This is a genomic window from Microbacterium commune, assembly GCF_014836945.1.
Taxonomy (GTDB): Bacteria; Actinomycetota; Actinomycetes; order Actinomycetales; family Microbacteriaceae; genus Microbacterium; species Microbacterium commune.
Genome location: NZ_JACSPX010000001.1, coordinates 613894 through 636320, shown reverse-complemented (window position 1 = coordinate 636320; position 22427 = coordinate 613894). Strand labels below are relative to the sequence as shown.

Genomic DNA, 22427 nt, shown 5'->3' with positions numbered 1-22427 from the left:
GCCGGCATCCGGATTCTTTTGGCGTAGGCCAACACGCGAGGGTAGGACGAGAACCCGTGTTCTCGTCCTACCCTCGTCTGTTCTCCTACCTCCGCCGCGTCGGACGACGGCCGCGCACCCACCACTAGAGTGAGCCGCATGCGCTCAGCGTCGAACACGCTCACTCGCGGACAGATCACCCGCTACGCCATCGGCTCGCTCGGCACCGGGGGATTCTCCACGCTGCCCGGACTCGTGCTGGTCTACTACCTCACCGACTCGCTGGGCGTGACGGCGCTCGCCGCCGGCGCGATCGTCACCGGCGCGAAGGTGTGGGACGTGCTGATCGACCCGGTCATCGGCGGGCTCAGCGACACGGCACTCGCGCGCTCCGGATCGCGTCGCGGACTCATGCTGATCGGATCTATCGGCCTGCCGATCGCGTTCGTGCTGACCTTCGCCGTCCCCGCCGGCATCGGACCGGTGACCTCGGGCGTCTGGGTGCTCATCGCGTTCATGCTCGCAGCGACATGCTTCAGCCTGTTCCAGGTGCCGTACATCGCGCTGCCGGCCGAGCTCACCGACGACTACCGCGAGCGCACCCGTCTGCTCACCTGGCGGGTGGTGATGCTGACCGTCGCGATCCTGCTGTTCGGCGCCGGCGGGCCCGAGATCCGCGGCATGTTCGAGGGTGACCCGCTGCTGGGCTATCTCGTGATGGCGGCCGTGGCCGCCGTGCTGCTCGGCGTGGGCCTGTTCGTCGCATCCACCGTCGCCCCCACCCGCCCGATGCTGCCCGTGCGTCCCGGCGCATCGATCGCGAAGCACTACCGCGACGGCATAGCCGCACTGCGTGAGAGCCAGCCGTTCCGCGTGCTGCTCGGCGCGTTCGTGCTGCAGGGACTCGCGACCGGGCTGATGCTCGCGGCCGCGCAGTTCGTCGCGCGCTGGGTGCTGGGCGACGAGGGCGCGGTGACCCCGCTGTTCGTCGCGCTGATCGCCCCGGCTCTGCTGATGGCTCCGGTGTGGAAGCTCGTCGCAGACCGCATCGGCAAAGAGCGCGGATTCCGGATCGCCAGCGCGGTCTTCCTCGCGGCGACCGCGATGCTCGGCGTGATGATCTGGACGCCCGGATGGTGGATCCTCGCACCCGTCGCGCTCGCCGGCGCGGCCTACGCGGGCATGCAGACGCTGCCGATGGCGATGCTGCCCGACGTCATCGCGCACGATCACAGCGCAGGCGGACACGACAACCGCTCCGGGGTGTTCAGCGGAGTGTGGACGGCGGGGGAGACGACGGGCATGGCACTCGGCGCGACGGTGCTCTCGATCGTGCTCGCGGCCACCGGCTACATCGAGACCACGGCCGCGGTCGAGGTCGTCCAGCCGGATGCCGCCGTGACCGGCATCGCGGTGGCTTTCAGCCTGCTCCCGGCGGCGCTCATGCTGCTCAGCCTCGTCGCACTCGCCCGCTACCGGCTGCGAGAGCACGACATCGTCGGGACGTCGGCGTGAGCGACATCCTCGATCGTCTGCGCCGGATGCGCGCCGCAGACGCGCCCACGCACGGCGGAAGGGTGCTGTCGTACGTGTACGACTCCGGTCTCGCCGAACTCGACGAGCTGGCCGACGCCGCGGCACGTCTCGCGCGACCTCTCAACGGCCTCGATCCCACCGTGTTCCCGTCGATCGCCGCGATGGAGCGCGACGTGATCGGCTTCACCCGACGGATGCTGCACGGCAGCCGATCGGTCGTCGGCACCGTCACGAGCGGGGGGACCGAGAGCTGCCTGCTCGCGGTCAAGACGGCCCGCGACCTGTGGCGGACGTCGCATGCCGACTCGGCGGGGGGCGTCCGTCCGCGCCTCGTCGCCCCGGCCACCGCGCACGCCGCGTTCATCAAGGCCGCGCAGCTGTTCGATCTCGAGTTCGATCCCGTGCCCTGCTCGCCCGACGGAACGATCGCGGCAACCGACCTCATCGAGCGCCTCGGAGACGACGTCGCCCTCGTCGTCGTCTCCGCGCCGTCGTATCCCACCGGACTGCTCGATCCGATCGCAGAGGTCGCGGCCGCGGCATCCGGTCGGGGGATCTCCTGCCACGTCGACGGGTGCTTCGGCGGATTCGTGCTGCCGTGGTGGCCGGGGCTGCCGGCATGGGACTTCCGCGTGCGCGGGGTCACGAGCATCTCGGCAGACGTGCACAAGTTCGGATACGCACCCAAGGGGGTGTCGGTGCTGCTGCAGCGCGGCCGGCGTCGCCAGCGGGCGCAGTACTTCGCGACGACGGGGTGGGCCGGCTATCCCATCGTCAACCCGACCCTGCTCGGCTCGCGCTCGGCGTCACCGCTCGCCGCTGCGTGGGCGATCATCGAGCATCTCGGCGACGACGGGTACCGGCGGCTGACGGGCTCGATCCACCGGGTCGCGCACGCCGTCAGAGGCGCGGTCGACGACATCCCCGGCCTGCGGGTCATCGGCGACCCGATCGGGCCGGCGATCGCGCTCGGCTCGGACGACAGCGTGCCGGCATCGGAGCGCGTCGACCCGCACCGCCTCGCCGACGCGATGGTGGGGCACGGATGGAAGATCCAGCCCCAGCCCGGTCTGGTGCAGCAGAACGGCGTGCGGATCGCGCACAGCGCGCACCTCACGCTCACCCCCGTGATCGAGCATCGGATCGGGGAGTTCACGCGCGCGCTCGCGGCCGCCGCCGATGAGGTGCGCGGCACGCCCGCGGCCGACCCGTGGCTGCTGCTGGCCACCCTGCGGCTGCTCGGCTACGGCCCGGGCGGGCGCGTTCCCGGCCCGACGGCGGCGTGGCGACTGCTGCGGCTCGCCGGCGCGGGATCGGTGTCGGCGGATCGGCCGATGGCCACGCTGATGGCCCTGCTCGAGCGGCTGCCGCGGCCCGTGGCCGAGGCGCTGCTCATCGAGCTGCTCGCGCGGATGTCCGAGCCGCGCTGACGCACCGGCCGGTCGGTTCCACCGCCCGTCGGAGGTAGGCGAACACGCGCAGGTAGGCGGGAGGTCGGGTGGATCGGCCTACGTCCGTGCGTTCGCCTGCGCCGGATGCCCGGATCAGCGCCGGGGTGACAGATGCAGACCCTGCGCGATCGCGTTCATGAGCGTCTCCATCACGTATCGCGCGTCGAACATGACCTGCTGGTAGTCGAAGCGGAGCACCGTGTAGCCCAGCAGAGCGAGCCGGGCGTCCTGCCGCAGATCGCGCCGCCTGTCCTTCGCCTCGCGGTGGAACTCGAAACCGTCGAGCTGGACGACGAGTCGCTCGCCGATCAGCGCGTCTACCCGGTGACCGTCGATGACGACCTGCTGGCGCACCTCGAGGCCGCACGTCTGCGCGATCCGCACGAAGGTCGTCTCCACGCCCGAGTCCGACAGCGCGCCGATCATCTCGAGCACCTGAGCCGGTCGCAGCGATCCCCACTGCGTCCGTCGCAGCTGGGTGAGGGTCACCGATCCGGTGCGCAGCGCCGATTCCCACACCGTGGCCGCTTCGGCGGGATCGAGGCACCTCGCGACGTGGAAGAGCACGTTCAACAGCGGCTCCTCGGTGCTGAAGCGAGCCACGGGGAGCGGCCCTTGCGCCCAGTGCATCTGCAATCCCTCGCGCGCGTTGCGGGATGCCGTCGGCGCGACCGCGACGTGCGTGTTCTCGGCCGCCGGAACCCAGAGACCTTTCTCGCGCGCTGCGGTGATGCAGGTGATCCGTCCGCCTGCCTGCGCGGCTTCGCGGCGCTGCGGAGAGCAGTCGGCGCTGACCAGCCACGATCGACGTACCCGCTCGAGGGTCCCCGCCTCGACCGCCGTGCGCACAGTCCAGTCGGAGTATCCGGCGGCGCGCGCGTCCGAGCTGTGCGCGATGCCGTGCCGCTGTTCCATCCAGGTCAGCAGAGGAGTTCTCATGACGCACGAGCCTGGCGGCCTCGGGCATCCGACGGGCCGGGAAGGGCCGAATGTGGGCGGAATGCGCGTACGCGGCTTGTGTGCAGGAAGAGTGGGCTCCCGGTGCACTCGGCCGAGGTAGGCGAACACGCCAGCGCAGGTGGACGAACCGTCCCGGGGGCCTACCTCCGCGTATTCGCCTACCGCCGGCGGGCGGCGAGCGAGCCCGTCGACAGAGGGGCCGCCGGCGACCACGGGTAGGCTGGAGGGGTGAGCATGGACATCGAGATCGGCCGAGGCAAGCGCGCGCGCCGCGCGTACACGTTCGACGACATCGCGGTGGTCCCATCGCGACGCACCCGCAACCCCGCCGACGTCTCGACCGCGTGGACGATCGACGCGTTCTCGTTCGACATCCCGGTGCTCGGCGCCCCGATGGACTCCGTCGTCAGCCCGGCGACCGCCATCGCGCTCGGCCGGCTCGGCGGGCTCGGCGTGCTCGACCTCGAAGGCCTGTGGACCCGCTACGACGACCCGCAGCCGCTGCTCGACGAGATCGCCGCGCTCCCCGCGGAGACCGCCACCGTGCGGATGCAGCAGCTGTACTCCGAGCCGGTCAAGCCGGAGCTCGTGAAGCAGCGCCTCGCCGAGATCCGCGAGGCCGGCGTCACCGTCGCGGGCTCGCTCACCCCGCAGCGCACCCAGGAGCTGTACGAGACCGTCGTCGCCGCCGGCGTCGACCTGTTCGTCATCCGCGGCACGACCGTCTCCGCCGAGCACGTCTCCAGCGCCGTCGAGCCGCTGAACCTCAAGAAGTTCATCTACGACCTCGACGTGCCCGTCATCGTCGGCGGCGCCTCCACTTACACCGCCGCCCTGCACCTCATGCGCACGGGCGCGGCGGGCGTGCTGGTCGGCTTCGGCGGGGGAGCGGCGTCGACCACGCGCGTGACCCTGGGCATCCACGCCCCGATGGCGACCGCCGTGTCGGACGTCGCCGCGGCTCGCCGCGACTACCTCGACGAGTCGGGCGGACGCTACGTGCACGTCATCGCCGACGGCGGCGTCGGCACCTCCGGCGACATGGTGAAGGCCCTCGCGATGGGTGCGGATGCCGTGATGCTGGGTGTCGCGCTGTCGCGCGCGACGGATGCCCCCGGACAGGGCTTCCACTGGGGCGCCGAGGCGCACCACCCCGAACTTCCCCGAGGCCGGCGCGTCGCCGTCGACCGGGTCGCCGACCTCGAGCGGATCCTGTACGGCCCGGCACCCGTCGCCGACGGGACCGCCAACCTCATCGGCGCGCTGCGCAAGTCGATGGCGACCACCGGGTACTCCGACCTCAAGGAGTTCCAGCGGGTCGAGGTCGTGCTCGCGCCGTACGAGCTGGGATGACCGAGCCGCTGCCCGCCCCGGCGCAGGAGTTCCCCCCGACGCTGCGCGAGGTGATGCTGCGCGGGCGCTGGATCGGCGTGCTTCTGCTCTGCCTCGTGGTCGCCGGCGTCTTCGCCTGGCTCGGACAGTGGCAGCTCGCGCGCGCGATCGACACCGACCCGCCGCCTCCCGGCGCGACCGAGCAGGTGCGCCCGCTGACCGACGTGGTCGAACCGGGGCAGTACCTGCCCGAACCGCTCGGCGGTCAGAAGGTCACCACGAGCGGCGAGTGGGTCGCCGAGGACTTCATCGTGATCTCGTCCCGGTTCAACGCCGGCGTCGAGGGGTACTGGGTCACCGGGCAGCTGCGGGTCGCCGATCGCACGTCGATCGCCGTCGCGCTGGGCTGGGCTCCGACTCGAGAGCAGGCCGATGCCGCCGCCGACGCGCTCGCCGGTCAGGGTGCCACCGAGGTCGAGCTCACCGGTCGGCTGATCGACGATGAGGGCGTCGAGCTGCCGCCGGCCGACGACGTCTTCGCGCTGACGAGGATGTCGCCCGCGGCGCTGCTCAGCCAGTGGCACGACGTCGAGCAGCTCGACGTGTACCGCCCGTATCTGGCATCCCTCACCGCCCCCGCCGGACTCGTCGACATCGACTCACCGGCGCCCGAGGAGAAGTCGCCCGTCAACTGGCTGAACATCTTCTACGCGGCCGAGTGGGCGATCTTCGCCGGCTTCGCGTTCTACCTCTGGTACCGCCTGGCGAAGGATGCCTGGGAGCGCGAGGTCGAGGAGTTCGAAGACGCGCACGCCTGACGCGACGGCGGGGTGACCATCCGGTGACGGGTGGGCGAACCCTCTTGCCGGATGTCGGAGGCCCGGCCTATGGTCGCTTTCATGCGCGAGCACGTGCTCGAGCGTCTGACGGCGGATCCACGAGATCTCCGGCCAACCAGAATGAGGAGACGGCATTCATGATGCACACCCCTGCCGATCGGAACGCGGCCGTTCCGATCGCCCACCAGAGGAAGCGGGGGCGCATCGCCGCGCTCGCGCTCACCACGGCGTTCACGATGAGCATGGGATCGCTCATCGCCGCGCCCGCCTTCGCGGATGTCGCCGGCACCGGCGTCGTCATCAATGAGGCCTACCTGTCCGGCGGCAGCGCCGGTGCCGCGTTCAAGAACAAGTTCATCGAGCTGTACAACCCGACCGGCAAGGACGTCGTGCTCGACGGGATGTCGCTGCAGTACCGCTCCGCGGGAGGCTCGGGCGCCTCGAACGGGGTCGTCGCGCTCACCGGAACCATCAAGGCCGGTGGCTACTTCCTCGTTCAGGCGAACAGCAACGGCACCGCGGGTGCCGCTCTGCCCACGCCCGATCAGACCAGCACGCTGACCCCGAGCGGCACCGCGGGGACGATCGCCCTCGTGCAGGGCGCTTCGGCCGTGACGCTGCCCGTCGGGGATGCCGCCGGCGCGGACGGCGTCGTCGATCTGCTCGGATACGGCAGCTCGAACACCTTCGAGGGCACGGTCGCCGGAGCGCCGACCGGCACCTCCGACGTGAGGTCGCTGAACCGCACCGACGGCAAGGACACCGACGACAACAAGGCCGACTTCGCGCTCTCCGCGACGATCACACCCACGAGCTCCGGCAGCACCACCGAGCCCGAACCCGAGCCCGAACCCGCGCAGAAGGTGAGTATCGCCGAGGTGCAGGGCACCACCGACGTCTCGCCGTACAAGGGCAAGACCGTCACCGTCGAGGGCGTCATCACCGCCGACTACCGCACGGGCGGCTACAAGGGCATCGTCATCCAGACCGCAGGGTCAGGCGGCGCAGAGGACAAGACCCCGGATGCCTCGGACGGCATCTTCGTCTTCCTCGGCGGCACGACCGTTCCCGGTGCGATCGGCGACCTGGTCTCGGTGACCGGCGTGGTCGACGAGTACTTCGGCCAGACGCAGATCGCCCCGTCATCGGCATCCGGCGTCTCCGTCGTCACGGCGGGCGCCGGCGTGCCCGCCCCCGCACCCCTGCCGACCACGGTCGTCGGCACGGCGCGCGAGGCGTACGAGAACATGCTCGTGCTGCCCACCGGCGACTACCTCGTCGCCTCCAGCCACCAGCTGTTCAACTTCGGCACGCTGTGGCTGAATCCCGGCGAGCTCAACGTGAAGGGCACCGAGCTGAAGCGCCCGGGGGCCGAGGCGGATGCCATCGCCGCGGCGAACCGCGCCGACCGGATCCTGCTCGACGACGGCTACAGCATCCAGGTGAGCAACAAGGATCACCTGAACGACCAGCCCTACTTCACCAAGGACGCCGTCGTGCGAAACGGCGACGCGGTCGACTTCGGCGGCAAGGGCCTCGTGCTGCAGTACGGGTTCGACGACTGGCGGCTGCAGCCCGTCACCCCGCTCGACAGCGCCTCGCCGGCGGACGAGAAGTTCGGCTTCACCATGAAGAACCCGCGCCCCGAGGTCCCCTCCGTCGGCGGCGACGTGCAGATCGCGTCGTTCAACGTGTACAACTACTTCACCACGCTGACCAGCGAGAACGCCGACGCCCGCGGCGCGAAGACCGCGGCCGAGTTCGCGATCCAGAAGTCGAAGATCGTCTCCGCGATCAACACGCTGGATGCCGATGTCGTCTCGCTCATGGAGATCGAGAACTCGGTGAAGCTGGGCGAGCCCGCCGACACCGCGCTCGCCGACCTGGTCGACGGGCTGAATGCGGAGGCCGGCAGCGGAGTGTGGGCGTACGTTCCCACCCCGCAGTCGCTGCAGAACGCGGCCACCACTGACTTCATCACCAACGCCATCATCTACAAGGCGAACGAGGTGAAGCCGGTCGGCGACGCGCAGACCATCGACGACGAGACAGTGTGGGGCAACGCGCGCGAGCCGATCGCCCAGGCGTTCGACGCGGACGGTCGCACGATCACCGTGATCGCGAATCACTTCAAGTCGAAGTCCGGCTCCGGCACGCAGCCGGCCGACGGACAGGGCTTCTTCAACGCCGACCGCGTGAAGCAGGCGCAGTCGCTGCTCGCGTTCACCGAGCAGCTGGAGAAGACCAACGGCGACGACATGCTGCTGATCGGCGACTTCAACGCCTACGGCCACGAAGACCCGATCGACGTGTTCACATCGAAGGGCTGGGTCGACACCGTCCCCGTGCATTCGCCCGGCAGCTACACCTACACGTTCGACGGCGAGCTGGGCTCGCTCGACCACGTGATCGCCTCGCCGTCACTGGCGAGGTCCATCACCGGCGCCGACGCGTGGACGATCAACTCGCCGGAGTGGAGCGACCGCGGCTACGCGTACGGCGCCACCGAGACGGGCACACCGTACCGCTCGAGTGACCACGACCCGATCCTCGTCGGCGTCTCGGCCACCGAGCCGCCGGTCAGCATCGACATCGCCACGATCAACGACTTCCACGGCCGCATCGAGGCCGACGGCAAGGCAGCCGGCGCGGCAGTGCTGGCGGGAGCGGTCAAGGCGGTGCGCGAGGCCAACCCGAACACGATCTTCGCCGCCGCCGGCGACCTGATCGGCGCATCGACGTTCACCTCGTTCATCCAGGACGACAACCCGACGATCGACGCGCTCAACGCCGCCGGCCTCGACGTGAGCGCCGCGGGCAACCACGAATTCGACCAGGGGTGGGCAGACCTTCGCGATCGCGTGCAGGAGCGCGCCGACTGGGAGTACATCTCGTCGAACGTGTTCCTGAAGGGCTCGGACGAGACCGCCCTCGCCCCGTCATGGGTGAAGGAGGTCGACGGCGTGCGGGTCGGCTTCGTCGGCGCCGTGACCGAAGAGCTCGACTCGCTCGTCTCGCCGGCCGGGATCGCCGACCTCGAGGTGCGCGACATCGTCGACTCGGTCAACACCGCAGCCGCGAACCTGCGAGACGGCGACGACGCCAACGGCGAAGCCGATGTGGTCATCCTGCTCGTGCACGAGGGGGCGACCACCGTGTCGGCCGACAGCATCACCCCCGAGTCGGCACTGGGCGAGATCGTCTACGGCGTCGGCGACGACGTCAGCGCGATCGTCTCGGCGCACACCCACCTGGCCTACAACCACGTCATCGACGGCCGTCCGGTCGTGTCAGCGGGGCAGTACGGCGAGAACATGGGCGTGATGAACCTGAAGGTCGACCCGAACAAGAACGAGCTCATCTCGATCACCAACGAGATCCGTCCGCTGGCGGGCAACTACCAGCCGGTCGCCGAGGTGCAGGCCATCGTCGACGAAGCCAAGAAGGAGGCCGACGTGCTCGGCGCCGTCAAGGTGGGCGACATCACGGCCGATCTCAACCGCGCTCGCCAGGCCGACGGCACCGAGAACCGCGGTGGCGAGTCGACGATCGGCAACTTCGTCGCCGACGTGCAGAAGTGGGCCACGGGCGCTGACGTCGCGCTGATGAACCCGGGCGGCATCCGCGCCAACCTCACCTACGCCTCGTCGAACGCGAACGACCCCGACGGCAACGTCACCTATCGTGAGGCGGCGACGGTGCAGCCGTTCGCCAACACGCTGGTCACGACCCAGCTCACCGGTGCACAGCTGAAGGCCGTGCTCGAAGAGCAGTGGCAGCCGGCGGGCGCCAGCCGTCCGTTCCTGAAGCTCGGCGTCTCGGAGGGGCTGTCGTACACGTACGATCCCACCGCGGCGCAGGGTGAGCGGATCACCTCGATCACCCTGAACGGAGCCGCTCTCGACCCGGCCGCCTCGTACACGGTCGCGGCGAACTCGTTCCTCGCCGCCGGTGGAGACAACTTCTCCACCCTGGCGAAGGGCACCAGTGCCAAGGACACCGGCAAGATCGACCTGCAGTCGATGGTCGACTGGTTCGACGCGAACAAGACGGCGAGCCCTGACCTCGACCAGCGCGCCGTGGGCGCGTCGATCACGCCGGCCCCGGGTGCGGACGGCTACGCCACGGGCGACGTGGTGACCGTGGCGCTGTCGTCGCTCGCGTTCAGCGCGGGCGATCGGGTGCCGACGACGGTGGAGCTGTCGCTGGGCGGCGTCCCGGTGGGTTCGGCCGCGGTCGACCCGACCATCGTGAACACGACCGACGAGGTCGGCCGGGCGAGCATCTCGTTCACCGTGCCTGAGGGATCAGCCGGTGCGCCGCTGGTCGCGACGCCGGACGTGGGCGCGGCGGTCACGCTGCCGTTCACGGTGGCCGCCGACGAGCCCGAGCCCGGACCGTTCGAGGGCACCATCACGACGGGTTCGTCGAAGGTCAGCGCCGGCGGCACCCTCGCGCTGACCGGCGAGCGCTTCACCCCCGGCGAGACGGTGACCGTCGAGCTGCGTCCCAAGAAGGGGCAGGCCGTGCAGGTCGGCACCGTGCAGGTCGGAGACGACGGAACGTTCTCGACCACGGTGCGCGTGCCGAAGAGCACCCAGCCGGGCAAGTACACCCTGGCCGTGACGCAGGCCGACGGCGACGCGGCCACCGCCACGGTGCACGTCAACCGCGCCGGCGGAGTGAGCGGCATCATCCAGCAGATCGTCGACTGGATCTGGGGTCTGATCACCCGCTGGTGATCACGGCACGCATCTGATGCGGGCGGAGGCCGTCGGGAGCGATCCCGGCGGCCTTCGCCGTATCAGCGCGGCGGCTAGAATGGAGGGCATGCCCGAGCCCAGAGTCGCCAGCTTCCCGGCGATCCGCGGAGCGCTGAAGTTCTACCAGGTCGCCTCGATCATCACCGGCGTCATGCTGCTGCTGCTCGTGACCGAGATGGTGCTGAAGTACACGCCGATCCACCTCGAACTCTTCCTCGGCGGATCCGGCGGTCCGCTCTGGTTCGCCGATGTCGTCGAGACCGCCGACGGGCTGGAATCGACCGGTGACGGATTCAACGTGTCACAGGGCATCCTCGTCGCGCACGGCTGGTTCTACGTGGTCTACCTGTTCGCCTGCTTCCGCATGTGGAGCATGATGCGGTGGCCGTTCGTGCGCTTCATCCTGCTCGCCCTCGGCGGTGTCATCCCGCTGCTGTCCTTCTTCATGGAGACGCGCGTGGCGCGCGACGTGAAGGCCTATCTCGCCCAGCGCGAGGCCGCGGAGCCAACCGCGACGCCTGCGCCCACCACCACGGAAGGTGCCCGTTGACCGAGCAGACCGAGACCCAGCAGCGCCCCGCGCTGGTCGTCGACTTCGGAGCGCAGTATGCGCAGCTGATCGCCCGCCGCGTCCGGGAGGCGGGCGTGTACAGCGAGATCGTGCCGCACACCGCCACGGCGGAGGAGATCGCGGCGAAGAACCCCGTCGCGCTCATCCTCTCGGGCGGACCCTCCTCGGTGTACGAAGAGGGCGCACCGCAGCTCGACCCGGCCGTGTTCGAGCTCGGTGTTCCGACGCTGGGCATCTGCTACGGCTTCCAGTACATGGCGCAGACCCTCGGCGGGGAGGTCGCGCACACGGGTCTTCGCGAATACGGCGCGACCGACGCGCACATCCCCGCCACCGACAGCACGCTGCTCGCCGGTCAGCCCGCTGAGCAGAACGTCTGGATGAGCCACGGCGACCAGGTGTCGCGCGCTCCCGAGGGCTTCGACGTGCTGGCGACGACGGACGCGACGAAGGTCGCCGCCTTCGCCAACGAGGGGCGCAAGCTCTACGGTGTGCAGTGGCACCCCGAGGTCAAGCACTCCGATCACGGCCAGGCGATCATCGAGAACTTCCTGCACCGGGGTGCGGGGCTTCCCGCAGACTGGAACAGCGACAACGTCATCGCCGAGCAGATCGAGCGCATCCGCGAGCAGGTCGGCGACGCCCGCGTCATCTCCGCGCTCTCCGGCGGCGTCGACTCGGCCGTGTCGACGGCCCTCGTGCACAAGGCGATCGGCGACCAGCTGACCGCCGTGTTCGTCGATCACGGGCTGCTGCGCAAGGGCGAGCGCGAGCAGGTCGAGAAGGACTACGTCGAGTCCACCGGCGTGCGGCTGATCACTGTCGACGCCGTCGACACGTTCCTCGGCCACCTCGAGGGGGTCACCGACCCCGAGACCAAGCGCAAGATCATCGGCCGCGAGTTCATCCGCGCGTTCGAGCAGGTGCAGCGCGACCTTGTCGAAGAGGCCAAGGCCACCGGCGGCGCGCCGGTGAAGTTCCTCGTGCAGGGCACCCTGTACCCCGACGTGGTCGAGTCGGGCGGGGGAGCGGGCACCGCGAACATCAAGTCGCACCACAACGTGGGTGGCCTGCCCGACGACCTCGACTTCGAGCTCGTCGAGCCCCTGCGCGCGCTGTTCAAGGACGAGGTCCGCGCCATCGGACGCGAGCTCGGCATCCCCGAGGCGATCGTCGGCCGCCAGCCGTTCCCCGGCCCCGGCCTCGGCATCCGGATCATCGGGGAGGTCACACTCGAGCGTCTTGAGATCCTCCGCGAAGCAGACGCGATCGCCCGCGAGGAGCTCACCAAGGCGGGCCTGGACGAGACGATCTGGCAGTGCCCGGTCGTGCTGCTCGCCGATGTGCGCTCGGTGGGCGTGCAGGGCGACGGCCGCACCTACGGCCACCCCATCGTGCTGCGCCCGGTCTCCAGCGAAGACGCCATGACGGCCGACTGGACGCGCCTGCCCTACGACGTGCTCGCCAAGATCTCGAACCGCATCACCAACGAGGTGCGCGAGGTCAACCGCGTCGTGCTCGACGTCACGTCCAAGCCGCCGGCAACGATCGAGTGGGAGTGATCTCCCGACGCTCCGCTCGCACATGAAAGAGGCCGCTGCCCGAAGGCAGCGGCCTCTTCTCTGTGCCCGTATCAGGCGCGGCGGCTGCCGCGACCGACGACGAGGCCGTAGATCAGCAGCACGATGATCGAGCCGCCGATGGCCAGCAGCCAGCTGCCGAGGTCGAAGAAGCCCTCGACGCCCTTGCCGAACAGCACGCTGCCCAGCCAGCCGCCGAGCAGTGCGCCGACGACTCCGAGGATGAGGGTGACGATCCAGCCGCCGCCCTGCTTGCCCGGAAGGATCAGCTTCGCGATCGCACCAGCGATGAGTCCGAGGAGGAGAAAGGCGAGGAAGCCCATGAGTGTCTCCGATCTGTGAGTGATACCCGGGGTTCCGGATTCCTCTACCCTGCCCGATACCTACGAATATGCGGCACACCCTTGTGTCGGTCGGCGCGATGAGGTAAGTGCCTCTCAGGCGCGTAATGCGCCGCAGCTGTAGACGACCGGCAGACGCGGAACGGGCCGCCCTCCGAAGAGAGCGGCCCGTTCGCGATGCGGGGGTCTGATCAGTCGTTTCCGCGCAGGATCGCGAGGATGCGCAGGATCTCGACGTACAGCCAGACGACGGTCACCATGATGCCGAACGCTCCGAGCCAGCCGTACTTGCGCGGTGCGCCGTTGCGGACGCCCTGCTGGATCTGGTCGAAGTCCATCACGAGCGAGTACGCGGCCATGAAGACGACCAGCACGCCGATGATGAGACCGAGCGGGATGCCGAAGATCTCGGCGCTGTAGAGGCCGAAGGCCTGGCCGGCGGGGAGGACGCCCGTCCACATGAGCACGAGGTTGAGCACCGAGAACACCAGGTAGCCCAGCATCGCGATCATGACGACCTTGGTCATCTTCGCGCTGGCGCGCACCTTGCCGCTGGCGAACAGGGCGAGGGTGACGCCGACCACCGCGATGGTCGCCAGAGTCGCCTGCATGACCACGCCCGGCCAGATGATCTCGAAGTAAGCCGAGATGGCGCCGACGAACAGGCCCTCGAACGCCGCGTAGGCCCAGATGAGGGCGGGGCGCACCTTCTTGCGAGAGGTGAACGTGACGACCATGGCGAGAACGAAACCGCCGAGTGCGCCGACGAGCCATGGGGTCATGTCGGCGTTGCCACCGGAGTTGACGAAGCTGGTCGCCGTCCACACCCAGCCGACGACCGCGGTGACGAGCAGGATGGCGAAGAGGCCCGCGGTCTTCCAGACCGTGTCCTCGACCGTCATCCGGTCGGTCTCCAGCGCGCCCGCGGACGGCGAGGTGTACATGCCCTCCAGCTGCGCGTTTGCGGCGGCATCCATTCCCGCGTGCTGGAACGACGCGGTGCCGGCGGCGGCGCCCGGTGCGGGCGGCGGTGCGTAGGTGCCCTGAGACGAACCGGGATAGGACGCGACATTTCGCGGATCCTGCTGCTGGAACGCCGGGTTGTTGAATGCGAAATTGCTCATGGTGGCCTCTGCTCCCGAGGGATCGGTCATCTCTTTCCTCAAAGATACTCGCGGCAACCTATGGAATGGGTGCTTTACGCTGTGAGCGTGCCCAGGAGAAGACCGCTCGTCATCGGGCATCGCGGTGCCCCCGGATACCGACCGGAGCACAGCCGCTCGTCGTACGAGCTCGCGTTGGCGATGGGGGTGGATGCCGTCGAGCCGGATGTCGTTGCGACGAAGGACGGCGTGCTCGTGCTGCGGCACGAGAACGAGATCTCCGGCACGACCGACGTGGCCGATCACCCCGAGTTCGCCGATCGACGCACGACCAAGCGCGTCGACGGGGTCTCGCTGACCGGATGGTTCACCGAGGACTTCACCTGGGCCGAGCTGTCGACGCTGCGCAGCCGGGAGCGGCTGCCCGAGATCCGTCGATCCAGCGCGACGTTCGACGACGGTCAGCCGATCCTGCGCCTTCCCGACCTGCTCGACCTCGTGCGCGCCGGGTCGCACGAGCACGGCCGGGAGATCGGCATCGTGCTCGAGATCAAGCACGCCACGTACTTCGACAGCATCGGACTCGATCTCGCGCCGCTTATCGAGCGCGACCTGCGCGCGGGCGGCTGGGCGGACGGCGACCTGCCGCTGATCATCGAGTCGTTCGAGTCGACGATCCTGCATCGACTGCAGAAGACCGGTATCGCGGCATCCTTCATCTACCTCATCGAGTCACGGGGCAAGCCGTTCGATCTCGTCAGCGCGCTGGGCCGGCAGGCGCCCGCATACGCCGTCGCCGTGACGCCCGAGGGGCTCGACCAGCTGGCCGGCACGGTCGACGGCATCAGCGTCAGCAAGAGGATGCTGCTCGCGCCGGGCAACACGATCGTCGCCGACGCGCATGCGCGCGGTCTGCGGGTGTTCACCTGGACGTGCCGCCCGGAGAACACCTTCCTCGACCCGCGGTTCCGCGTCGGCGCAGCGACGTCGGCGTTCGGGGACTACGAGGCCGAGTGGCGCGAGATCGCCGACACGGGCGTCGACGGCGTGTTCGTCGACCACCCCGATCTGGGAGTCGCGTTCTTCGGCTGAACCGGCCGGTCAGGCTCGGAAGGCGCCGCTGCGAGCGGGGACGATCTCCTTGCCGAGCGGCATGAGCGACACCGGCACGAGCTTGAAGTCGGCGATGCCCATCGGAATGCCGATGATGGTGATGCACAGCGCGATGCCCGAGAGGATGTGTCCGAGCGCGAGCCACCAGCCGGCGAGGATAACCCAGACGATGTTGCCGAGAACCGAGCCGAGGCCGGCCTTGGGGTGGTCGACCACCTGACGCCCGAACGGCCACAGCGAGTATCCGGCGATGCGGAACGAGGCGATCGCCCACGGGATGGTGACGATCGGGATGCACAGCACGATGCCTGCCAGGATGTACCCCAGCCACAGCCAGAATCCGGCGAAGATGACCCAGATGATGTTGAGGATCGTGCGCATGGCCCGATTCTGCCACCTCTGCGCTCAGTGCGGACGGCGCACCCGGCGACCGGAGATCGATGCCGGGGTGAACCGCAGCGGCAGCGACCTGTCGCCCTCGGCCCACGGAGTGCGCCGCGTCACACCGGGCACGGCCGCCAGCTCGTCGTCGGTCATCTCGGAGACGGATCCGCTCAGCAGCACGCTCCAGCCGGAGCCGGCGAGATCGTCGTGGTGGTCCACCTCGAACGCGATCCCCACGGTGCTCTCCGGCAATGCGCGCAGCAGGCCGGACGGTGCCGTCCGGATCACGACGTCATCGCCGTCGATGAGGTAGTTGACCGGGATGATCTGCACCCGGGCATCCGTGACGAAGCCGAGCCTTCCCACGGTCGTCGCGCCGAGCAACTCCCGGCATTCCTGTTCGGTCAACTCGGTCATCATCGGGGCACCGTCCTCTCGGCTCGCTCCGAGCGTACCCCGGTGTCGGACGTCCCGAATAGACTCGACGTGCCATGACCGACGCCCCCCTCATCGTCCCCGCATCCTCCGGCCCCCGCCTCTCCGGCGGCCGCGACGAGCTGCTCGCCGGGCTCAACCCGCAGCAGCTCGAGGCGGTGACCCACCGGGGCAGCGCGCTGCTCATCGTCGCTGGCGCGGGCTCGGGCAAGACGAGTGTGCTCACCCGGCGGATCGCGCTGCTGCTGCGCGAACGCGAGGCGTGGCCGAGCCAGATCCTCGCGATCACGTTCACCAACAAGGCGGCAGCGGAGATGCGCGAGCGCGTCGCCGGTCTCGTGGGCGACGTCGCGCGCGGGATGTGGATCTCGACCTTCCACTCCGCCTGCGTGCGGATCCTGCGCCGCGAGGCCGAGCAGTTCGGCTTCACCAAGTCGTTCACGATCTACGACTCGGGTGACTCCCGTGCCCTGCTGAAGAGGCTGGTGAAGGAGCACGACGCGGATGCCTTCGGGCTCACCCCCGGAGCGGTGCAGTCGCGCATCTCGAAGCTGAAGAACGAGCTGACGGATGCCGAGGGCTTCGCCCGCCAGGCGAATCTGAGCGATCCCGCCGAGCGGAAGTTCGCCGACATCTTCTCGGACTACCAGCGGGCCCTGCAGAAGGCGAACGCGTTCGACTTCGACGACCTCATCGGCCAGACCGTGTACCTGTTCCGCGCCTTCCCGCACGTCGCGGACGTGTACCGGCGTCGCTTCCGGCACATCCTCGTCGACGAGTACCAGGACACCAACCACGCGCAGTATGCGCTGATCCACGAGCTGACCCGGCCGGTGTCGGGGCAGGCCGCAGAATCGGATGCCTTCGCGATGAACGGCATGATGATTTTCGAGCCGGACCCTTCGACAGGCTCCGGGGCCCAGGGTGCCGCTGATGCGGAGGGCGCGTCGCTGACGGTGGTCGGCGACTCCGACCAGTCGATCTACGCCTTCCGCGGCGCCGACATCCGCAACATCAGCGAGTTCGAGCGCGACTTCCCCGGAGCGAAGGTCGTGCTGCTCGAGCAGAACTACCGGTCGACGCAGAACATCCTGTCGGCGGCGAACGCCGTGATCGGAAACAACTTCGACCGCAAGGCGAAGAACCTGTGGAGCGATCGGGGGCCCGGCGAGAAGATCGTGGGCTTCACCGGCTACTCCCAGCACGACGAGGCGCAGTTCGTCGCGGACGAGGTCGAAGCGCTGCGCCGCGCGGGCATCCCGTACTCCGAGATGGCGGTCTTCTACCGCACCAACTCGCAGTCGCGTGCGCTGGAGGAGATCTTCATCCGCGCGGCCGTACCCTACAAGATCATGGGCGGCACGAAGTTCTACGAGCGCGCCGAGATCAAGGACGCCCTCGCGTACCTCGTCGCCGTGGCGAACCCGGCTGACGAGATGGCGGTCCGTCGCATCCTGAACAAGCCGCGGCGCGGCATCGGCGACGTCACCGAGACGTCGATCGCGCGCTTCGCGGACGAGAACGGTCTCAGCTTCCGCGATGCGCTGCGCAACGCCCCGCTGCTGGGGGTCGGGCCGAAGATCCAGGCGGCGATCACGCAGCTCGACGCCGTGCTGAACGAGGCAGCCGAGATTCTCACCCCGTCATCCGGCGAGGTGCCGCCGGCGACCTCGGTCGCCGAGGGGCTCACCGTGCTGCTGAACGGCAGCGGCTACTTCGACATGCTGCGCGCCAGTCGCGACCCGCAGGACGAGGCACGACTGGAGAACCTCGACGAGTTCGTGGCCGTCGCGCGCGACTTCGCGCGAAACAACCCCGATGGCGGTATCGCCGACTTCCTCACCGAGGTGGCGCTGGTGTCGGATGCCGATGACCTCGACGACGAGTCGGGCGCGGTGTCGATGATGACCATGCACACGGCGAAGGGTCTGGAGTACGACGCGGTGTTCGTGACCGGCGTCGAGGAGGACCTCATCCCGCACCGCATCTCGGCCGGCGAGCCGGGCGGGCCGCAGGAGGAGCGGCGGCTGTTCTACGTCGGCATCACCCGGGCGCGCAAGCGCCTGCACCTTTCGCTCGCGATGACCCGCGCTCAGTTCGGCGAGGTCACGGTCGCCATGCCGAGCCGGTTCCTGCAGGAGATCCCCGGCGACCTCATCGACTGGCGTCAGTCACCCGGTGACGTGAACTCGCGCGGCGGAACGCAGTCGCGCGCGTTGAACGCCCGTCGACCGGGCGGTTTCGGCGGGCGCAGCGCAGACCCGTTCGCGCCCAAGTCGCTGCCCAAGGGCGGGGGCCTCAAGCCCCTCTCGACGGCGATGGACCGCTTCCCGAACAAGGTCACCGGCAAGGTCCGCGACAACGGCGATCTCGAGCTGGCTGCCGGCGACCGCATACGGCACGACGACTTCGGCGACGGACGCGTCGAGGCCGTCACCGGCGAGGGCGCCAAGCGCATCGCGCATGTGCGCTTCGACTCGGCGGGGCAGAAGAAGCTGCTCATCAAGATCGCCCCGATCACGAAGCTCTGACCCGCGCGGCGCCCCGTGTCGCCGATCGACTCGCGCGCACACCGTGCGGTTAGGCTGGCTCACATGGCCCTCTTCTCCCGCCGCAAGAAGTCCGTCGACGAACCGACCTCCCCGGCAGCGCCCGCGGCCGAGGCCGAGACCGTCGACGAGCAGGCGGTCGAGGCGCCGGCCGAGCCGGTGCCCGATGTCAGCATCTCGGTGCAGGCGTTCCGCGGCGTCGGCGCCGAAGCGGGCCCCGAGGTGAGCCTTCCCGCGGAGGGCGCATCGCAGAGCGCACCCGAGCGCACCGCACCCGCCGCACGATCCTCGTCGCCGTCGGCGCAGGGCCTGCCAGGCGAGCAGCACGCGGCCGCCACCGTCGAGCAGCCGGTGCCGCGGCTTCCGCTCGCGCCGGCCACGCCGCCCGAGCAGACCCACACCGTCGACGGTCTCAACGACAACATCCTGCTGCGCGAGGCGCTCGCCGAGCTGCAGGAGGGCGCGACCAACGAGCAGCTGCTCGGCGTGATGCGCCAGTCGCTGCAGGGCCACCTCTACCTGCGCGTGCACGGCGACGCGCGCGAGCAGATCAGCTCGGGCAAGCCGCTGTCGGTGGGGGTCATCCGCGACGGAGAGCGCTCGTTCATGCTCGCGTACAGCTCCGGCCGGGCGCTGCAGCAGTCCCTCGAGGGCGCGGAGGACGCCGCCGCCACCTCGGCCATCGCCCAGCCGACGACGGCGGTCTACCAGCAGGTGATCGCCGGCGGCTTCAACGGCATCGTCATCGACAACTCCTCCGCGCCGCACCGCGCGGTGTTCCCCACCGAGCTGCTGCAGAAGGCCGTCGAGCAGGGTGACGAGAACATGGCGGTGAAGACGGCGCTGGCCGCACCGCGCGACGAGCAGAGCGCCGTCCGCGTGGCGGAGGCGCTCGCCGGCACCCGGTGCTGGGTGGCGGTCAACGACGGATCCAACGGCCAGCCGGTGGGCATCGCCGAAGCGCACGCGACCGACGGACGCCGGTTCCTGCAGGTGTTCTCGCACCCGCTCGAGGTCGTCGCCCTCGGGCGCAAGGACAAGCCGCTGCCGTTCCAGCCCGAGCAGCTGGCGAAGGTCCTCGGCGAGCACTCCGGGCTCGCCGGGGTGCTGGTCGACATCGCGGGCCCGTCGATCGCGATCGAGCGCGACGCGCTGAGCGCCGTGCTGGTGCTCGGGATCGACATCGGCGACGACGACTGATCGATGCGCCGCATAGTCGGCGCGCCTGCTGGTCGCCAGCCCCTGTGATCCGCCCCGGGCACGCCCTAGTGTCGGAGCATGGCCTCTGAGCGAGTGAAGCTGACGGTGCAGGATCCCGACGGCGAACGCGTCGTCGACCTGTCGAGCCCGAACAAGGCGGTCTGGCCAACCGATGACGGCGCCGGCATCACCAAGGCGGAGTACGCCGAGTACGTGCAGCAGGTGGCGGAGGCGTTCCTGCGATCCACCGGCCACCGGCCGGTGTCGCTCGAACGGTTCCGTGACGGCATCCAGGGGGAGCAGTTCTTCTCGAAGAACCCGCCGAAGGGCACTCCCGACTACGTCGAGTCCGTGATGTGCACGTACAACAGCGGGCGCCGTCACCCGCAGCTCGTGCTCACCCGGCCGAGCGCGATCGTCTGGGCGGTGCAGATGAACACCGTCGTGTTCCATCCCTGGGCCTCGCTCGCGGCGAACACCGACAACCCGGTCGAGCTGCGCATCGACCTCGACCCGCAGCCCGGCACGGGCATCGAGCAGGCCATCCCCGCCGCCCTCGAGCTGCGCGAGGTGCTGCGCGACGCGGGGCTCGACCCGTTCATCAAGACGAGCGGCAACCGCGGCCTGCACGTGTTCAGCCCGATCGTGCCCGAGTGGGAGTTCCTCACCGTGCGCCACGCGGTGATCGCGGCGGGACGCGAGCTCGAGCGCCGGATGCCGGATCGCGTCACGACGAACTGGTGGAAGGAGGAGCGCGGCGAGCGGATCTTCGTCGACTTCAACCAGGCGAACCGCGACCGCACCATCGCCGGGGCGTACAGCCCGCGGGCCAGACCCGGCGCGCCGGTGTCGACTCCGATCCATTGGGAGGAGCTCGACGACCTCGACCCGATGCGGTTCACGGTGCGCACGGTGCCCGCCCGGCTCGCCGAGATCGGAGACCCGTGGGCGGGCATGCAGGATGCCCCCGCCCGGATCGACACCCTGCTCGCCTGGTGGGAGCGCGACGTCGAGCACGGGCTCGGCGAGCTGCCGTTCCCGCCCGAGTTCCCGAAGATGCCTGGCGAGCCGCCGCGCGTGCAGCCCAGCAAGAAGGTCGCCGAGAACTGGGATGCGAACGGCGACCGGGTCGACGACTGACGGCGCCGTCCTGGCATGGCCGTCGTCTCGGAGCCGCGGGCGAGACGCCGGCGACTACTGCAGCACGTCCGCCAGGTCGTATCCGGCGACCGTCTCGAGCTGGTCGTAGGTGCACGAGCGCGCCTCGCGGTCGGGGCGCCAGCGTTCGAACTGCACGGTGTGCCGGAAGCGGTCGCCTTCGAGCTGGTCGTAGCGCACCTCGAGCACCAGCTCAGGGCGCAGCCGCACGAACGTCATGTCCTTGGCGCCGGTGAACCGGGAGCGCTCGCTCTCGCCGGTCACCGCGTCGCCCGCCTCGTCGCGCACGACGAGCGGAGCGAGGTCGTCGACGAGCTTCTGGCGCATGGCATCCGTCCAGGCGGCGACGCCGCCCACCTGCCGCAGCGCGCCGGTCTCGTCGTACAGCCCGACCAGCAGCGACCCGACGCCCGATCCGCTCTTGTGCACGCGATAGCCGAGCGCGACCACGTCGGCGGTGCGGGCGTGCTTGATCTTGATCAGGGTGCGCTTGCCGGGGGCGTAGGCATCGTCGAGCGGTTTCGCGACGACCCCGTCCAGCCCCGCGCCCTCGAACTCCGCCAGCCAGCGTCGGGCGAGGTCCGGATCGTCGGTGGCGCGGGTCAGGTGCAGCGGATGCGGGGCATCCGACAGCATCCCCTCGAGCCGTGCCCGTCGCTCTCGGAACGGATGCTGCTGCAGATCCTCCTCGCCGTCGGCGAGCAGGTCGAAGGCGATGAACATCGCCGGGGTCTCGGTCGCGAGCTTCGCCACCCGCGATGCGGCCGGATGGATGCGCTGGCTCAGCGCCTCCCAGTCCAGACGCTGCGCGCCGGCGGGACCGGTGGCCACGACGATCTCCCCGTCGAGCAGGCACGGGCCGGGCAGGATGGCGGCCAGCTGCTCGACCAGCTCGGGGAAGTAGCGGGTGAGCGGCTTCGCGCCGCGCGAGCCGATCTCGATCTCCTCGCCGTCCCAGGCGACCAGCCCGCGGAATCCGTCCCACTTCGGCTCGTACAGCATCGGCTTCTTCGCCGGATCGGGGATGGATGCCGCGGCCTTGGCGAGCATCGGAGCGGGGATGGAGTACATGTGCCGGTCCTCTCCGGTCGGATCAGAAGAGTCTGGCACGGCGAAGACGACCGACGGGGCCG

At 69.7% G+C, this 22427-nt stretch carries 17 protein-coding genes; 11 read left to right on the top strand and 6 right to left on the bottom strand.

Annotated elements, in window-relative coordinates:
* Positions 1-138 precede the first annotated feature (138 nt).
* Entirely contained in the window at positions 139-1494 is a 1356-nt protein-coding gene (locus H9633_RS02980) for an MFS transporter (protein ID WP_191712032.1), read from the top strand.
* Entirely contained in the window at positions 1491-2945 is a 1455-nt protein-coding gene (locus H9633_RS02975; RefSeq protein ID WP_318247176.1) for a pyridoxal phosphate-dependent decarboxylase family protein, read from the top strand. Before H9633_RS02980 ends, H9633_RS02975 begins: the two co-directional genes overlap by 4 nt.
* Before the next feature lie 114 nt (positions 2946-3059).
* Here H9633_RS02975 and H9633_RS02970 read toward each other — a convergent pair whose 3' ends face one another.
* A complete protein-coding gene (locus H9633_RS02970; protein WP_191712031.1) occupies positions 3060-3905 on the bottom strand; it encodes a type IV toxin-antitoxin system AbiEi family antitoxin domain-containing protein in 846 nt (281 codons plus the stop codon).
* A 255-nt stretch (positions 3906-4160) separates the two neighbouring features.
* Here H9633_RS02970 and H9633_RS02965 point away from each other — a divergent pair, with 255 nt between their 5' ends.
* From H9633_RS02965 to guaA, 5 genes are all read left to right on the top strand, one after another.
* Complete coding sequence (locus H9633_RS02965) at positions 4161-5279, top strand: GuaB3 family IMP dehydrogenase-related protein (protein ID WP_071642766.1); 1119 nt, start codon at positions 4161-4163, stop codon at positions 5277-5279.
* Positions 5276-6076 carry an SURF1 family protein gene (locus H9633_RS02960; RefSeq protein ID WP_225211035.1) on the top strand — a complete coding sequence of 267 codons (801 nt, stop codon included), beginning with the start codon at positions 5276-5278 and terminating at the stop codon, positions 6074-6076. The genes H9633_RS02965 and H9633_RS02960 overlap by 4 nt, the downstream gene beginning before the upstream one ends.
* Positions 6077-6234: 158 nt before the next feature.
* Complete coding sequence (locus H9633_RS02955) at positions 6235-10839, top strand: ExeM/NucH family extracellular endonuclease (protein WP_191712030.1); 4605 nt, start codon at positions 6235-6237, stop codon at positions 10837-10839.
* An 88-nt stretch (positions 10840-10927) separates the two neighbouring features.
* Positions 10928-11410 (top strand): DUF3817 domain-containing protein, encoded by a 483-nt coding sequence (locus H9633_RS02950; RefSeq protein WP_191712029.1) that lies wholly within the window; start codon positions 10928-10930, stop codon positions 11408-11410.
* Positions 11407-12993, top strand: a complete 1587-nt coding sequence (gene guaA / locus H9633_RS02945; RefSeq protein WP_191712028.1) for a glutamine-hydrolyzing GMP synthase — start codon at positions 11407-11409, stop codon at positions 12991-12993. Before H9633_RS02950 ends, guaA begins: the two co-directional genes overlap by 4 nt.
* 71 nt (positions 12994-13064) lie before the next feature.
* Here guaA and H9633_RS02940 read toward each other — a convergent pair whose 3' ends face one another.
* Positions 13065-13334 (bottom strand): GlsB/YeaQ/YmgE family stress response membrane protein, encoded by a 270-nt coding sequence (locus tag H9633_RS02940; protein ID WP_071642759.1) that lies wholly within the window; start codon positions 13332-13334, stop codon positions 13065-13067.
* Positions 13335-13543: 209 nt separating this feature from the next.
* Complete coding sequence (locus H9633_RS02935) at positions 13544-14476, bottom strand: Bax inhibitor-1/YccA family protein (protein WP_071642782.1); 933 nt, start codon at positions 14474-14476, stop codon at positions 13544-13546.
* A gap of 87 nt (positions 14477-14563) precedes the next feature.
* Here H9633_RS02935 and H9633_RS02930 point away from each other — a divergent pair, with 87 nt between their 5' ends.
* On the top strand, positions 14564-15547 hold the full coding sequence (locus H9633_RS02930) for a glycerophosphodiester phosphodiesterase family protein (protein WP_071642780.1): 984 nt from the start codon (positions 14564-14566) through the stop codon (positions 15545-15547).
* Between the two features lie 9 nt (positions 15548-15556).
* Here H9633_RS02930 and H9633_RS02925 read toward each other — a convergent pair whose 3' ends face one another.
* Together H9633_RS02925 and H9633_RS02920 are read right to left on the bottom strand one after the other, a co-directional pair.
* Complete coding sequence (locus H9633_RS02925; RefSeq protein WP_071642757.1) at positions 15557-15949, bottom strand: YccF domain-containing protein; 393 nt, start codon at positions 15947-15949, stop codon at positions 15557-15559.
* A gap of 24 nt (positions 15950-15973) precedes the next feature.
* A complete protein-coding gene (locus H9633_RS02920; RefSeq protein ID WP_071642755.1) occupies positions 15974-16372 on the bottom strand; it encodes a pyridoxamine 5'-phosphate oxidase family protein in 399 nt (132 codons plus the stop codon).
* A 71-nt stretch (positions 16373-16443) separates the two neighbouring features.
* Here H9633_RS02920 and H9633_RS02915 point away from each other — a divergent pair, with 71 nt between their 5' ends.
* The 3 genes from H9633_RS02915 (at position 16444) to ligD (ending at position 21276) form a co-directional block, all read left to right on the top strand.
* Positions 16444-18918, top strand: coding sequence for an ATP-dependent helicase (locus H9633_RS02915; RefSeq protein ID WP_191712027.1), 2475 nt, complete (start codon positions 16444-16446; stop codon positions 18916-18918).
* Positions 18919-18981: 63 nt separating this feature from the next.
* A complete protein-coding gene (locus H9633_RS02910) occupies positions 18982-20136 on the top strand; it encodes an SseB family protein (protein ID WP_191712026.1) in 1155 nt (384 codons plus the stop codon).
* A 78-nt stretch (positions 20137-20214) separates the two neighbouring features.
* A complete protein-coding gene (gene ligD / locus H9633_RS02905; RefSeq protein ID WP_191712025.1) occupies positions 20215-21276 on the top strand; it encodes a non-homologous end-joining DNA ligase in 1062 nt (353 codons plus the stop codon).
* Positions 21277-21330: 54 nt separating this feature from the next.
* Here the strand turns inward: ligD and H9633_RS02900 are convergent, their stop codons facing one another.
* Positions 21331-22365, bottom strand: coding sequence for an ATP-dependent DNA ligase (locus H9633_RS02900; RefSeq protein WP_191712024.1), 1035 nt, complete (start codon positions 22363-22365; stop codon positions 21331-21333).
* Positions 22366-22427: the final 62 nt, after the last annotated feature.

What these genes read in the sequence shown, in the direction of transcription:
- H9633_RS02980 (WP_191712032.1), top strand. Translation starts at nt 139, where the DNA reads ATGCGCTCAGCGTCGAACACGCTCACTCGCGGACAGATCACCCGCTAC.
- H9633_RS02970 (WP_191712031.1), bottom strand. Translation starts at nt 3,905, where the DNA reads ATGAGAACTCCTCTGCTGACCTGGATGGAACAGCGGCACGGCATCGCG.
- H9633_RS02965 (WP_071642766.1), top strand. Translation starts at nt 4,161, where the DNA reads ATGGACATCGAGATCGGCCGAGGCAAGCGCGCGCGCCGCGCGTACACG.
- H9633_RS02960 (WP_225211035.1), top strand. Translation starts at nt 5,276, where the DNA reads ATGACCGAGCCGCTGCCCGCCCCGGCGCAGGAGTTCCCCCCGACGCTG.
- H9633_RS02955 (WP_191712030.1), top strand. Translation starts at nt 6,235, where the DNA reads ATGATGCACACCCCTGCCGATCGGAACGCGGCCGTTCCGATCGCCCAC.
- H9633_RS02950 (WP_191712029.1), top strand. Translation starts at nt 10,928, where the DNA reads ATGCCCGAGCCCAGAGTCGCCAGCTTCCCGGCGATCCGCGGAGCGCTG.
- H9633_RS02940 (WP_071642759.1), bottom strand. Translation starts at nt 13,334, where the DNA reads ATGGGCTTCCTCGCCTTTCTCCTCCTCGGACTCATCGCTGGTGCGATC.
- H9633_RS02935 (WP_071642782.1), bottom strand. Translation starts at nt 14,476, where the DNA reads ATGAGCAATTTCGCATTCAACAACCCGGCGTTCCAGCAGCAGGATCCG.
- H9633_RS02925 (WP_071642757.1), bottom strand. Translation starts at nt 15,949, where the DNA reads ATGCGCACGATCCTCAACATCATCTGGGTCATCTTCGCCGGATTCTGG.
- H9633_RS02920 (WP_071642755.1), bottom strand. Translation starts at nt 16,372, where the DNA reads ATGATGACCGAGTTGACCGAACAGGAATGCCGGGAGTTGCTCGGCGCG.
- H9633_RS02915 (WP_191712027.1), top strand. Translation starts at nt 16,444, where the DNA reads ATGACCGACGCCCCCCTCATCGTCCCCGCATCCTCCGGCCCCCGCCTC.
- H9633_RS02910 (WP_191712026.1), top strand. Translation starts at nt 18,982, where the DNA reads ATGGCCCTCTTCTCCCGCCGCAAGAAGTCCGTCGACGAACCGACCTCC.
- ligD (WP_191712025.1), top strand. Translation starts at nt 20,215, where the DNA reads ATGGCCTCTGAGCGAGTGAAGCTGACGGTGCAGGATCCCGACGGCGAA.
- H9633_RS02900 (WP_191712024.1), bottom strand. Translation starts at nt 22,365, where the DNA reads ATGTACTCCATCCCCGCTCCGATGCTCGCCAAGGCCGCGGCATCCATC.